The organism is Terriglobus sp. RCC_193, assembly GCF_041355105.1.
Classification (GTDB): Bacteria; Acidobacteriota; Terriglobia; order Terriglobales; family Acidobacteriaceae; genus Terriglobus.
Genome location: NZ_JBFUPK010000002.1, coordinates 1466306 through 1479502, shown reverse-complemented (window position 1 = coordinate 1479502; position 13197 = coordinate 1466306). Strand labels below are relative to the sequence as shown.

Sequence of the window (13197 nt, the reverse complement as noted above, 5' to 3'; positions counted from 1 at the left end):
ATGCGCGTGCTACGCTACACCCATTACCGGATACCCATACATGTCTCAGACACAGCAGTCGGCACGCCACTTCGCCCCCATCGATTTCCGCACGCGCTTTCCGGCTCTGGATGGTCTTCGTGCTCTCGCCATTTGCGCCGTCTTTGCCGACCACTACGGTGGCGGCTCTCACGGCGGAAAAATTCTCAACCTCATCAATCTTCTGCGCGGCTACGGAGGATTTGGTGTCGACCTCTTCTTCGTGCTCTCCGGTTTTCTCATCACTGGAATCCTGTACGACACGCTGGGCGACAGCCGCTACTTCTTCCGCTTCTTTGCGCGCCGCAGTCTCCGCATCTTCCCCATCTACTATCTCGTCTTCGCGGTATTACTACTGCTGACTCCGATCGTTCTCTACCAATGGCACTGGGGACACGCGCTCTTCCTCATCTACATGGGAAACTTCCTCGGAAATTATGACTTTTCCTATTACTCGATTGAGTCGCAGCGCAGCCATATGCTGCTGGCCAACATCGGCCATTTCTGGTCGCTTTGCGTGGAAGAGCAGTTCTATATGTTGTGGCCCATCGCCGTCTTCCTCCTTCGCAAGCGCCGCAACATCTTCATTGCGGGTGTGACGATCTCTCTGATCGCCATCGCATTACGCGCTGCGGAAGTTGCCTGGCAGGGACCAATGGTAGCGGAGCGATGGATCATCCGCACACTTCCCTTCCGCATGGATGCTTTGCTCATCGGCGGCATGCTCGCACTCCTGCTCCGTGGTCCGAATGCGGACCGCATACAACGGAGTTGCAAGTGGGTTTTCCTCGCTGGAGCCGCGGCTTCCATCTCCGTCTTTGTTCTATCGCCGGAATACGACTCGCCCTGGCGGTTAATTCCCGGCCTCACCTTCATCGCGCTCGCCTTTGCGGGACTGATCGGAAGCACCTTGCGTGTAGGTAGTCCCGCCTATCGCATCTTCAACCTGAAACCGTTGCGCATCCTGGGCAAGTACAGTTACGGCTTTTACATCTACCACCTGCTCTTCCGCTGGGTCTGGATTGAATTCCTCGTCTGGTGTGCCGCAAAGTTCCACTCGATGGCGCTGGCCGGCATCGTTGCATTGTCAACAAACTTCATAGTCACCTTCCTGGTTTCCAAGATCAGCTATGACTACTTTGAATCGCGCTTCCTGCGGTACAAGGTCCACTTCGAATACGACCGTGAACTCGCATCCCATCGCCACGCATTTGTAACGAAGTCCTAGACTGCCAAAACAACTGACAGAACAAACGAAAGCGGCCGCACACGCGGCCGCTTTCGTTTTCAGGCAAGACAGAGGTCTCTATTCGTAAGCCAGCGCATCGATGGGGTCTTTCGCCGCTGCCTTCAGAGCAGGGTACAGGGCACCTAGAGTCGCACCGACCAGTGCAATGATGACAGCAGTCAGGACCCATGACGGTGTCACAGCAAACTCAAGCTGCGGTGTCTTCACATGCAGAAGGGCGCGCAGACCGTAAGTTGCGGAGACACCAAGGATAATGCCGCAGACGGCCAGCAGACCGGACTCACGCAGGACAATACTGACAATGTACGTGCGCGATGCTCCCAATGACTTCAGAATGCCGATCTCACGTGTGCGCTCCATCACGGCCGTATACATCGACTGGAAGATGACAAGGAAGCCGATGACGACTGCGATCCCGATCACCGTGCGCAGGCCGATGTTAAAGCCCGGATACTTTTCCGGTGTGAGCTGGCTTAGGAACTCCTCGAGTGTTTGTACATCCCATTGCTGCAGGCCGTCCGTCCCACGAATCTCGTCCTTCACGGCACTTTGCCAGCGTGGTGCATCGTCCGTCTTTATGTAGAAGACGCTGCAGCGATTCTCGGTCCCGTTGATTGCGTTCATCGTCTCAAGCGGGATGAACTTACGCCCGCCCTTGCCGTGCTCCACAACGCCGGAGATCGTAAACATCCGTCCCAGCAGCTTCGTCTGGTCGCCGGGGTGCAGCCCATTGCCTGCTGATGCCGCAACATCATCGATGATGATGCTGTTCGGACCGTTGAATGGGCCGCCTTCCTTAAAGACAAATGGCCGCAGCGCATTAAAGCTTTCGTAATTGATCCCGTAGATGTTCTCCAGAGATCCGCTGGCGGTGAGCTGGATATATACGGGTGCGGCAACCTTTACATGAGGCAGCTTCTCCAGTACGCCTTGCACCTTTGCCGATGCGGGCGCGCCGCTGACGCCGATCAGGTTCGACGTAGTGCCGGGCTTGGCGATCATGTCGCCGCCGATACCGGTCGTACGAACTTTCTGACCATTCAACATGCCCAGCATGATCGCTGCAATGGACAGGATCATGATGACTTCAATCGCAACCGCGAGTGCGGAGATAAGAGAGCGCAGGGGGCGATGGACCAGGTTGCCGACGACCAGTTTGTTCATAACTATTCTTTGATTGTACGTGGCACCGGACGAAGCGGATATGCAGGTGCCGGACGCCAGTGATTCTCATTCACTGGCGTACCGCGTTGTTTTGACGGAGGCAGCATCAAGCCGCCCACCAGCGGAAGGAAATAACGCGACAGGAACGCCGCAAAAATGATCATGAATGCATAGGTCGAGATTGCAGCAAAAGGCGTTCCCAGGACACCCTCGGCAGCGGAATGGCCGAACAGCAAAACATAGATCGAAGCCCAGACCGAATCCCTCGTACTCCCTGTGAGGGAATCGCAAAAAACAAACATCATCAGGTAGATAGGCATGCTGATCGCTGTCACACCCCACCACTGGGCACAGTGATATCCCTCCCCGAACGGGCTGAAAGAAACACCTGTCGTGTCGTCGTCCTTTCCCAGCAAACCAATCTCATGGGCATACCGGTTACCCCAATGCCACACCGGCTTATCCTTCACCAGGTAACGGGGAATCATGTTGAGGACATAGGTCCCGATCGGAAACAGGCCCGGTGAATGCCCTTGATCCGTAAGATGAATCAACGCATCGTCGATGGGAAGTACGGTCAATCGGTCGAGCAGGCCCTGATTGTGGTCAAACCAGTGATAGCCGTTCCTGCCCAGTACACTTTCCACCTTCTGCTGATATTGTTCTCGTGTTCGCAAAGGATGTGACAGAAGGTCCCAGGCCATCTCCGAGGCATTTGTTTCACCACGATACATTCGCCCCATCTGCGCGATCGGTGTGAGCAGTGACGCAGCAACAATCGCTGTGCCCCCAATCATCAACGCACGTGTCCAGGTCAGGCGGTAACCCGCAATAAGAGCGCCTAAAGCCCACGCCTGGCTGGGCCGGAACATGCCCTCCTTTGAAAAGCCAAGGATTCCCCATACCGTCGTACTCCAGGCCCAAATCACAAAACTGAGGACGGTGAACGTACGGTAGCCATCCGTCTCCCGCGCCTTTCCATAGGCAAATAGAAACAGCGCCAGCGCAGGAAAAACATTCATCTGGACAAAGGTCGAAACATACGCCGTGGGAACGATCATCCAGCCAAATTGGCCGAAAATAGCAGCGCCCAGCGCCACCTGCTCAATCCGGTTTGGGGGAATCTGCAACGGCGCCAGAAGCCCTTTTTTCCTGCGGACTCTTGCGTTGATCCGCGCGGCTACCCAGATGGAACATGCGCCAGCCAGATACACCAGCATGCTCTTCTGCCCATCGATCAGGTTTGAGTCCAGCGGCTCCCCAAGAGCAACCTTTGCCAGGCCTCCCAGGATCACGGTGAGGAATCCGCAGAAAAAGATATATCCGCCGCTGGGATAAATCATCCCGCCGGAGACGTTGAACGCATCCACCATGACAATGATGAAGGCGCAATACGCCGCGGAGGTGTACACCTTCGTCCCTTCCAGCATCTGCACGGCAAACAGGAAACCCAATACCGGAAACACGTACTCCAGGGGGATTCGTTCGGGCAGCTTGATCTTTATGTTGCGCTTCATCTGCCGCAAGTCTAGCAAGACGCCGGCATAGTGCCCTACAGTCAATCTTTCCTGGCAGCGAGCTTCGAAGATCCAGCCGCCATAATCCCGGCGTGCAGAATCTCAACCCGTTTCGAATCAATCACAGTTCCAATTCGCCGCACCCGGCAGTCCGCTGCGACTCCAACCGTATCGCGAACAAAGAATGAGACTATCAGCGAACCCGACCTTTCAAGTACAGTGGAAAGAGCCTTCCTCGGAACGGCGACGCTTTTTAACGTGCCTTCCTGGATCCAATCCGCCATGCCGTCCCAGCGCTGCGTCCTTTCGCGCGTAATTATCGGCCTTCTTGGCGCAGCGGCAGCCATTACCGGCCTCAGCGGGTGTCAGGCGGTCTCCAGCACCAACACCAATGTCTCGCAACTCCGCATTATTGATGCCACACCAGACGCTGGCGGCATCGATATCTACGCAGGCAGTACCGTCCTCACCTATAACCTGGGTTATGGGACCATCACCTCATACATCCCCGTGAACCCGGGAACGTACACCCTTGCCGCAGATGCCACCGGAACCAGGTCGGCTCTGGCGTCCGTGCGCGCCTCGCTCCTCAATGGCAAGCAGTACACGCTTCTGTTCAGCAGCGTTGCCGCCTCGCTCCAGGCACAGGTACTTCTGGACCAGTCGCAACCCGCGCCCACTGGCCAGATCGCCCTTCGCTTCCTCGACGAAGCCATCTATCCCGGCGCGCTCGATGTTTACCTCGTCCCCACCGGTTCCACGCTGGACAAAGTCAATCCCATCCTGACCGGCCTCAATTTCGGCAACACGCCCACATATCTCAACGTGCCCACAGGCACTTACACGCTGTACATCGTCTCCGCAGGCACGGTTGTCGCCACCACAACCGTCCCCATGTACACCGGCGCCTCCACCACGTATCCCGCCGGCAGCGCCCGTACGTTTGTTCTGCTCGATCAGCAGATCCTCACCACACCGTCTGTGCAGGTGGTCATGGCAAACGACTACGATTCCGCCACAGCAACGCAGTAATCCGCCGCGCTCTTTTGCGCGCTGTCCTCTGGCAATCGTAACCGTCTATACTCGCTTCCCATGCGCAACCTCCGGACACTTCTGCCGCTCTGTCTTGCTGTCACCTCCATTGCCACCGCCTCAGCGCAGTCGCGTCTCCTGCTCACTTCGCAGCGTGACCACACCTTCCGCGTGTTCGATCCTGTGACGCTGGAACAGCTCAGCGCCACCGTGGAAAGCGGCGACGCAGGTCACGAAATCCTGGCCACGCCCGACGGCAAGACCGCCTTCGTCCCCATCTACGGCAACGCGGGCGTCGGTCGCCCCGGCACCGACGGCGACCACATCGACATCTTCGACGTCGCCACCGGCAAGCTCACGGGCACCATCAAGTTCCCCCACGGCGTGCGCCCGCACCGCCCCATCTGGAACGCCACCAACGGCACCATGCTGGTCTCCGCCGAACTCGATAAAGCTGCCGCCATCATCGATCCGAAGACCGGCAAGATCCTCGGCGAAATCCCCACCGGAGCAGAGCAGTCGCACATGATCACGCTCCTGCCCGGCGGCAAGAAGCTCTACTCCGCCAACGTACATCCTGGCAGCGTCTCCGTCATGGATGTCCCCGGCCGCAAACTCATCAAGGTCATCCCCATCTCCGACAACACCCAGCGCCTCTCGTGCTCCAATGACGGCGCTTACATCTTCACCGCGGACCAGACCTCCCCGGATCTCGTCGTCATCGACACGAAAACCGACAGCATTAAAAAGCGCATCAAGCTCCCCGCCATCGGCTACGGTTCCACCCCCACGCCCGACGGCAAATACGTTCTTGTCGCCATGGCAGGCCGGGAGGACATCGCGGTCGTCGATCTGAAGACGCTTGAAGTCACAAAGACCATCCCCACCATCACCGGTCTGAATGAAATCATCGTTTCGCCAGACAGCAAGTGGGCCTGGGCATCCTCACCCAAAACGAACTCACTGGCAAAGATCGACCTGGTCAAAAACGAAACCGTAAAGACTGTCCCCGCAGGCAAATACCCCGACGGCCTGTGGCTCACAAAATAGGTCATTGCCGAACCAGACATCGTCATGAGAAAGCCCACTTTCTTCGGTGGGCTCTTTTGTTATGGCAGTTGGGCGGCTTCGGCTTCCGGGTTCCAGTTGTCTTTGCCCTTGAGGAACTCGCGGGTTTCAAAGTGCTTGAGGTCCGCAGCGGTCAGCTTGCGCGCATCGGACGCGCGCGTAACAGGGTTGGAGCCGGGGCCGGTGGAGTTGTGTTCCGCGTAAAAGGCGGTTTTCAAAACGCCGCCGTTGTTCCAGTCAGACCATCCTGCCGGTTCCAGCCCCTTATCGATGTTCGTGTTGATAAAAATCACGCGCGAGTAGCTGCGCCAGGGGCGACCGAAGAAGACGCCATGCGCCGTCTTGTGCACGGCGTTGTCGGTCATGGCGGTGCCATCCGCTCCCGGCGCGAAGGTGAGGTGGCTGTCGCGGATGACGTAGCCGGTGGGTTCGCTTTCGCTGAGGCGGCTCTGTGCGGTGATGTAGCCCGGGGCCACGGTGTGGAACTCGGTTTTGTTGAAGACTGCGGCGGCATTGCCAAAGACGTAATCGACCGCGCCTTCAATGTAGTCGTCCGTGTAGAACTGCCGCCCCCAGTTGGCGAAGAGGGTGTCCTGATAGCCGAGGAAGCGGCAATGTTTGAAGATCGCGCGGTCGGCAAGGACGGCGACCGCAACGGCCTGCCCTACATTGCTTGCGCTATTTTCAAAGGTCAGGTTGGCAGCGCGGAAGCCGTCACCCAGAACCTCGACCGTCTGCGTGAAAAAAGTGCCGCCGCTTTGTTTCGCGAAGTGGTCAGAGGTGACAACCGTGTCTTCCGGTTTGCCGAGGCCGACGAGCGTAAGGTTGGGACGGTTACGGGGAATCCAGAGCCGCTCGTGGTACGTGCCGGGCGTGATGCGGATGGTCACGCGGCCGTTGGGGCCGGGTTCCGGTGCGTGGTCGATGGCGTTCTGAATAGTGGGGTAAACGTCCGGACCGTTTGGCTTTGCGCCGGGTTGCACAAGGACTGTGACGTCCTGCGCACAGGACGCGAAGGGGGCTGCGAGGGCGGTGAGAAGGATGAGGCTCAAAACGTTTCGCATGGGGCTAGTAGAGCAGCGGTGTTAATGAGTCGGCAAGTGGCTGCAGGAAAAGCTGGTTATGGTTCTCTGGGCGATCTTCGGACAGATCAGAATGCGAAGTATTGCTGGACAATAATAATTCTTGTTCAATAGGGTGTGGGGTTTTGTGCTTTTGGGAAATTTTGCAGTATTGCAACACCCTCCAGAACAAAGAGCCATCCAGAACAAGGAGATCATGACCATGCTTGCTATCGGAGAACAGTTTCCCGACTTCAGCGTAACCGCTGTCGTTTCCCGCGATAAGAACAATGCCTTCCAGACCATCGACAACAAGACTTACGAGGGCAAGTGGCTCTGCGTGTTTGCCTGGCCCAAGGACTTCACCTTTGTCTGTCCGACCGAGATTGCCGCGTTTGGCAAGCTGAACCGTGAGTTCGCAGACCGCGACTGCCAGATCCTGGGCCTGTCGATCGACAGTGAATTTGTGCACCTGGCGTGGCGTAACAACCATGACGACCTGAAGGACCTGCCGTTCCCCATGCTCGCGGACATCAAGCGCGACCTGTGCGGTCAACTTGGCATTCTGGATGAGAAGGAAGGCGTTGCGCAGCGTGCGACGTTCCTCGTCGATCCGCAGGGCGTGATCCGCTTTGTGTATGTGACAGACCTGTCGGTGGGCCGCAATCCGCAGGAAGTTCTGCGTGTGTTGGATGCGCTGCAGACCGATGAGCTTTGCCCCTGCAACTGGCAGAAGGGCGAAGAGACCATCAACGCTTAGTTTCGTTACCTAACGGATTCAATCGCGGGCCGCAGAACGTTTCTGTGGCCCGCTTCTTCCAGCAACTTGCTCTCACGCAGTTGCGGAAAGGAATGTTTGTATGTCTCTTGATGCTTTGATTGACTCGCTTCCGGATTATGCGAAGGACCTTCGCCTGAACTACTCATCGCTGGTGCGGAACAATACCGAACTGACGAAGCAACAGCTATGGGGGACAGTAGTTGCGTCCGCTGTGGCTACGCGGAATGCGGCTTTGACTGCGGCTATTGTGGTGGAAGCTGCTAATCATCTTTCGCCGATGGAACTGGATGCGGCGAAGGCCGCCGCGGCCATCATGGGAATGAACAACATCTACTACCGTTTTCATCACCTGTCGTCGAACGAGAAGTACAGCACGCTGCCTGCGAAGTTGCGCATGAATGTGCTGCGTTCGCATGGTGTGGAGCTCAATGATTTTGAGCTGTGGTCGCTGGCTGTTTCCGCCATCAATGGCTGCGGCAAGTGCGTGGACAGCCATGAGAATGTAGTGCGGCAGAAGGGCGTGACGGAAGAGACGATTGCTGCGGTGATTCGTGTATGTTCTGTGATTCACGCGATTGGGCCGGTGCTGGAAGAGAAGGCTGCTACGGCTGCTTAAATCCAGTACAGCTTTATAAAGAAGAATGCCGCGGTTTTGCCGCGGCGTTCTTTGTTTGATTGGCTGATCTTTCGTGAAGCTACTGCATGACGGAAAGAAATGTGGCCCATGGGCCAATCTCTGGCTTGAGGCGGCGTGCGAGCGTGCGATGAATTTGTACGAGGTGCGCCTGATCATGTGCGGCCCATGTGGCCAGCAGTTGATGCGCTGTGGTTTCGCCGAGTGCGGGATGCAGACCGCACAGGGTGAGATGGTGAGCTTGCAGATTGAGCTCGCGTAATTCCTTCAGGCCCTCTTCGCGCGCCGTGCGGAATTCGTGGAGTAGTTGCTCCATGCCCTTGCCGGCGCTCTTTGTGAACTGCGCTTCACGGTCGAAGGGATCGAACGGAACGCTGGTGCCATGCTGCAGGATGCGCCGCAGCCGCGGCATCCAGTCTTCTTCTTCTGCGTGAATCATGTGTCCTACGACGACGAGTGGGCTCCATGTGCCTTCACCTTCCGTTGCGTTGATCCATTCATCGGGCAGGCCACGGAGTTGTGCTTCCAGAGCGGCAGGTGTGCGTTCGAGAAGAGGCAGGATCGATGTCAGCAGGTCATGGTTCATAAGGCATTATGTCTCTTTTATTTTTCCGATGAAAGCAGACACGCCGCGGATTCACCGCGGCGTGTCGATTGTTACTGCTCCTTGTTGATTACATGTTTTCGATCATCTTGCTGGCGAATTCGCTGGTTTTGACTTTGGTTGCGCCCTGCATCTGGCGTTCGAAGTCATAGGTAACGAATTTCTGCTGGATGGTCTTCTCCATGCTGTTTTCAATGAGGCGCGCGGCTTCGCCCCAGCCGAGGAAGTCGAACATCATGACGCCGCTCAGCATGACGCTGCCGGGGTTGATAACGTCAAGGTCCGCGTACTTTGGAGCGGTGCCGTGTGTGGCTTCGAAGCATGCGAAGCCATCGCCGATGTTCGCTCCCGGTGCGATGCCAAGACCGCCGACCTGTGCGGCTGCGGCATCGGAGATGTAGTCGCCATTGAGGTTGGTGGTGGCGAGCACGCTGTAGTCGCTGGGGCGGATGATGATCTGCTGGAAGATGGAGTCGGCGATGCGGTCGTTGATCATGATCTTCGACTTCCACTTACCGTTGCCGTGCGTTGCGCCGACTTTGGCGATGACATCTTTCACTTCCGCAATGACAGAATCTCCGAATTCTTTAGGAGCAAATTCGATGCCGGGTTCGATCAGTGCGGCGTTCGCTTCCGGTGTAAGGTTGGGGTTCTGTTCCAGATTGCCGAGAATCCAGCTTTCGCGCTCGGTGATGACCTGGTCACGGAACTCCTGGGTGGCTACTTCATAACCCCATTCGCGAAACGCGCCTTCTGTGAACTTCTGGATGTTTCCCTTGTGCACCAGCGTGACCGTGGGGCGGTTGTTGGCGATGGCGTACTGAATGGCCGCGCGGACGAGGCGTTTTGATCCAGTGATGGAGATGGGCTTGATGCCGATACCGGAGTCGGTGCGGATCTGCTTTTTGCCGCCCTTCAGCATGGTGCCATTAAAGAACTCAATGACTTGCTTTGCCTCGGGTGTGCCCTCGCGGAATTCAATACCGGCGTAGATGTCTTCCGTGTTCTCGCGGAAGAGGACGACGTCAAGTTTCTCAGGATGCTTCACAGGACTGGGCACGCCCTGGTAGTACTTCACCGGGCGCACGCACTGATACAGGTCCATCAGTTGACGCAGCGCAACGTTGAGCGAGCGGATGCCGCCGCCTACCGGTGTGGTCAGCGGTCCTTTGATGGAAACGCGGAAATCGACAGTGGCTTTGACGGTGTCTTCGGGAAGCCAGTTCTGTGTCTGGCGGTATGCTTTTTCACCGGCAAGCACTTCGAACCAGTAGACTTTGCGCTTGCCGCCATAGGCTTTTTCGACGGCCGCATCGAAGACGCGCTGCGATGCCTTCCAGATATCGCGACCGGTGCCGTCGCCCTCGATGTAGGGGATGATCGGGTTGTCAGGAACGGTGAAATTGCCGTTGGTGTACTCGATTGCCTTACCTGCGGTGGGAACAGCAATGCCGTTGTAACTTGTCTGCATGATGAGAATCGCTCCGTGAATTGCGCGTCAGAAAATGCTGTCGGCAACGCGAAAAAGCGAGGCGCTGCAGACGCAGGACACTATAGACTGCGCGGCAATCGACCGGCTACCCTCTGCGCTGCGCTGACATACGCAGTTAGCGATAAACATAAGAAAAGGCCCGGAAATCCGGGCCTTCTTTTAACCGTGGGTTTACGGTCTACAGGTTTTCAATCACGCGATCGGAGAACGCCGTAGTGCCCACCTGCGTGGAGCCGGGCATGTTCTTCGCGAAGTCGACCGTGACAAATTTCTGGCGGATGGTTTCTTCCATGGCCTTTTCGATGCGATCTGCGGCTTCGTTCCAGCCGATAAGACGCAGCAGCATGGCGCCGGAGAGGATCACCGAGCCAGGGTTAACGACGTCCTGATCGGCAAGGCGCGGCGCGGTACCATGCGTTGCTTCAAAGACAGCGTAGCCATCGCCAATGTTGGAGCCCGGCGCAATGCCGAGTCCGCCCACCTGCGCTGCAGCGGCGTCGGAAAGATAGTCGCCGTTGAGGTTGGTGGTGGCCATCACGTCGTATTCCACAGGCTTCATCAGCAGGTCCTGGAACATGGCGTCGCAGATGCGGTCGTTGACGAGGATGAGGTCCTTCCACTTGCCGTTGCCGTGGGTCGCGCCAATCTTTGCGATGACGTCCTTCACTTCAGCCACAATCTTTTCGCCGAATGCCGCAGGAGCAAAGTCGATGCCCGGTTCGACGATCTTTGCGATCGCTTCCGGCGCGATCCTGGGGTCCTTGTCGAGCGCGGCAAGGATCCAGCATTCGCGTTCGGTAACGATCTTGTCGCGAAATTCGGTGGTGGCCACTTGATAGCCCCACTCGCGGAAGGCGCCTTCGGTGAACTTCTGGATGTTGCCCTTGTGGACGATGGTCATCACCTTGCGGTCGTGGTCCACAGCGTATTGAATGGCCGCGCGTACAAGGCGCGTGGAGCCGAGTTCGCTGATGGGCTTAAGGCCGATGCCTGCATCGTCGCGCAGCTTCTTCTTCGTATTGCCAAGCAGTTCGGTGTTCACAAAGTCGCGCAGCTTCTTCACTTCCAGCGAACCGGCCTTGAACTCGATGCCTGCGTAGATGTCTTCGGTGTTTTCGCGGAAGATGACCACATCGACATCATCGGCATTGTTCACGGGGCTGGGCACACCGGGGTAATGCTTCACGGGACGCATGCACTGATACAGGTCCATCGTCTGGCGCAGCGTGACGTTCAGGCTGCGGATGCCGCCGCCGATGGGCGTGGTGAGCGGTCCTTTGATGGAAACGCGGAAGTCCAGGCATGCCTGCACAGTGTCCTGCGGCAGCCAGTCGTTGTGCAGGCGATAGGCCTTTTCACCGGCGAGGATTTCATACCACTCCACGCGGCGCTTGCCTTCGTAGCTTTTTTCAACGGCGGCATCGAGAACGCGGCGTGCGTTCTTCCAGATGTCGCGGCCCGCACCGTCGCCTTCAATGAACGGGATGATGGGGGTGTCCGGCACAACGTACGCGCCGTTTTCATAGGTGATTGCTTTTCCGTTCACAGGAAGGGCGATGCCGTTATAGCTGGTTTGCACGTTGAATCTCACTCCGTTACGAGGCGTTCCGAAGCAGCGAATTTCGCCGCAGACGTTCACCTTTCAGTGTATCGGGTTTGGCAGACAAGGGGCGAAAGGACCGGGCTTCGTTTGGCCCGATTTGCCACTGTTTAGGCGGTTATCGAATAATTTCCGGGCAGCACAGCAAAGGGCTTCCTTGCACGAAGGTGAAATGTTGCTGCGTTCTAATTGGCGCCAGGTTTCTCAACTGAATCGACTACGAGAACATCAACCGGGCCTTTTGTGGCTTTCAGCTCAAGGCCGAGTTGTTCGCGCATGGCGGTGAAAAGGCCCGGCGCCGCATCGCCGTCTGGCGCTTTGATCGGATCGGGTAGCCAGTGCAGGGCGAAGTCGTAGCGCCCGGTCAGGCCGGTTTCATCCACCACCGGACGATCCACAACGTGCTGTATCCCCAGCAGAAGAAAATCAGCCATGGAGCTATTGGTGAACGTCATGGTCTGGCCGTCCGCACCGTTATGGCCGCCCTGGTGCGGCAGGTTGTCTTTGGTCCACGTGGTCTTTGCGAACTTGATCCCGCCGGGCATGATGCGTAGTGCATAGTCCGGAAGGTCGCGTTTGGCTTTGTGCATGCGCACGCCGAAACGCTCTGCGAGCAGGCGTTGCAACAGGTATTGATACTGGACGAGGTTTGGCTCGCCCTCCACGTCGGGAACGCCGTCCACATCGAAGAATTCCGTGCTGACCCAGTCGGGCGCATCCACCACCTGTTTGGGGTGCATGGAGTACGCAAAAATGATGATGTTCAGGACAGATTCGCGCATCAGCTTGATGTGCCTCCCCTGCAGATCAAAGCCCTGGCGAGTTTCGTCGGCAGGCGCAGGTTTTATCGTCACCACTTCAAAGCCGGGTTTTGCATCGGGCGGCATCGACTGCTGTGACTTTGCGGTCGCCGTGCAGAGGAGCGCCATAGCGACGGTTGCAGGGAAAAGCGTTTTCAGCAGCATTGTCTCTGTCTC

The 13197-nt window shown here is 57.3% G+C and carries 12 protein-coding genes; 5 read left to right on the top strand and 7 right to left on the bottom strand.

What is annotated here, in order from left to right:
- Positions 1 to 40: 40 nt before the first annotated feature.
- Positions 41 to 1246 (top strand): acyltransferase family protein, encoded by a 1206-nt coding sequence (locus AB6729_RS14955; protein ID WP_371082429.1) that lies wholly within the window; start codon positions 41 to 43, stop codon positions 1244 to 1246.
- Positions 1247 to 1324: 78 nt separating this feature from the next.
- On the opposite strand, the gene AB6729_RS14950 is transcribed toward AB6729_RS14955, so the two are convergent.
- Positions 1325 to 2431 (bottom strand): ABC transporter permease, encoded by a 1107-nt coding sequence (locus AB6729_RS14950; RefSeq protein WP_371082428.1) that lies wholly within the window; start codon positions 2429 to 2431, stop codon positions 1325 to 1327.
- A 2-nt stretch (positions 2432 to 2433) separates the two neighbouring features.
- Complete coding sequence (locus AB6729_RS14945) at positions 2434 to 3948, bottom strand: hypothetical protein (RefSeq protein WP_371082427.1); 1515 nt, start codon at positions 3946 to 3948, stop codon at positions 2434 to 2436.
- 282 nt (positions 3949 to 4230) lie between these two features.
- Here AB6729_RS14945 and AB6729_RS14940 point away from each other — a divergent pair, with 282 nt between their 5' ends.
- Positions 4231 to 4980, top strand: a complete 750-nt coding sequence (locus AB6729_RS14940; protein WP_371082426.1) for a DUF4397 domain-containing protein — start codon at positions 4231 to 4233, stop codon at positions 4978 to 4980.
- A 60-nt stretch (positions 4981 to 5040) separates the two neighbouring features.
- Positions 5041 to 6030, top strand: a complete 990-nt coding sequence (locus AB6729_RS14935) for a hypothetical protein (protein ID WP_371082425.1) — start codon at positions 5041 to 5043, stop codon at positions 6028 to 6030.
- A 59-nt stretch (positions 6031 to 6089) separates the two neighbouring features.
- On the opposite strand, the gene AB6729_RS14930 is transcribed toward AB6729_RS14935, so the two are convergent.
- A complete protein-coding gene (locus AB6729_RS14930) occupies positions 6090 to 7100 on the bottom strand; it encodes a pectinesterase family protein (protein ID WP_371082424.1) in 1011 nt (336 codons plus the stop codon).
- Positions 7101 to 7326: 226 nt separating this feature from the next.
- Between AB6729_RS14930 and AB6729_RS14925 the strand changes: the two genes are divergently transcribed.
- A complete protein-coding gene (locus AB6729_RS14925) occupies positions 7327 to 7869 on the top strand; it encodes a peroxiredoxin (protein ID WP_371082422.1) in 543 nt (180 codons plus the stop codon).
- Between the two features lie 100 nt (positions 7870 to 7969).
- A complete protein-coding gene (locus AB6729_RS14920) occupies positions 7970 to 8506 on the top strand; it encodes a carboxymuconolactone decarboxylase family protein (protein ID WP_371082421.1) in 537 nt (178 codons plus the stop codon).
- A 79-nt stretch (positions 8507 to 8585) separates the two neighbouring features.
- Here the strand turns inward: AB6729_RS14920 and AB6729_RS14915 are convergent, their stop codons facing one another.
- From AB6729_RS14915 to AB6729_RS14900, 4 genes are all read right to left on the bottom strand, one after another.
- Positions 8586 to 9110, bottom strand: a complete 525-nt coding sequence (locus AB6729_RS14915; RefSeq protein WP_371082420.1) for a DinB family protein — start codon at positions 9108 to 9110, stop codon at positions 8586 to 8588.
- Between the two features lie 88 nt (positions 9111 to 9198).
- Entirely contained in the window at positions 9199 to 10599 is a 1401-nt protein-coding gene (locus AB6729_RS14910) for an NADP-dependent isocitrate dehydrogenase (RefSeq protein ID WP_371082419.1), read from the bottom strand.
- Between the two features lie 199 nt (positions 10600 to 10798).
- Positions 10799 to 12199, bottom strand: a complete 1401-nt coding sequence (locus AB6729_RS14905) for an NADP-dependent isocitrate dehydrogenase (protein ID WP_371082628.1) — start codon at positions 12197 to 12199, stop codon at positions 10799 to 10801.
- A gap of 206 nt (positions 12200 to 12405) precedes the next feature.
- Positions 12406 to 13185: a TIGR03435 family protein gene (locus AB6729_RS14900; RefSeq protein WP_371082418.1), complete on the bottom strand. Its 780-nt coding sequence runs from the start codon at positions 13183 to 13185 to the stop codon at positions 12406 to 12408.
- Between the last annotated feature and the right edge of the window lie 12 nt (positions 13186 to 13197).

Coding starts and splice junctions, on each gene's coding strand:
- AB6729_RS14955 (WP_371082429.1), top strand. CDS start 41: ATGTCTCAGACACAGCAGTCGGCACGCCACTTCGCCCCCATCGATTTC.
- AB6729_RS14950 (WP_371082428.1), bottom strand. CDS start 2,431: ATGAACAAACTGGTCGTCGGCAACCTGGTCCATCGCCCCCTGCGCTCT.
- AB6729_RS14945 (WP_371082427.1), bottom strand. CDS start 3,948: ATGAAGCGCAACATAAAGATCAAGCTGCCCGAACGAATCCCCCTGGAG.
- AB6729_RS14940 (WP_371082426.1), top strand. CDS start 4,231: ATGCCGTCCCAGCGCTGCGTCCTTTCGCGCGTAATTATCGGCCTTCTT.
- AB6729_RS14935 (WP_371082425.1), top strand. CDS start 5,041: ATGCGCAACCTCCGGACACTTCTGCCGCTCTGTCTTGCTGTCACCTCC.
- AB6729_RS14925 (WP_371082422.1), top strand. CDS start 7,327: ATGACCATGCTTGCTATCGGAGAACAGTTTCCCGACTTCAGCGTAACC.
- AB6729_RS14920 (WP_371082421.1), top strand. CDS start 7,970: ATGTCTCTTGATGCTTTGATTGACTCGCTTCCGGATTATGCGAAGGAC.
- AB6729_RS14915 (WP_371082420.1), bottom strand. CDS start 9,110: ATGAACCATGACCTGCTGACATCGATCCTGCCTCTTCTCGAACGCACA.
- AB6729_RS14910 (WP_371082419.1), bottom strand. CDS start 10,599: ATGCAGACAAGTTACAACGGCATTGCTGTTCCCACCGCAGGTAAGGCA.
- AB6729_RS14900 (WP_371082418.1), bottom strand. CDS start 13,185: ATGCTGCTGAAAACGCTTTTCCCTGCAACCGTCGCTATGGCGCTCCTC.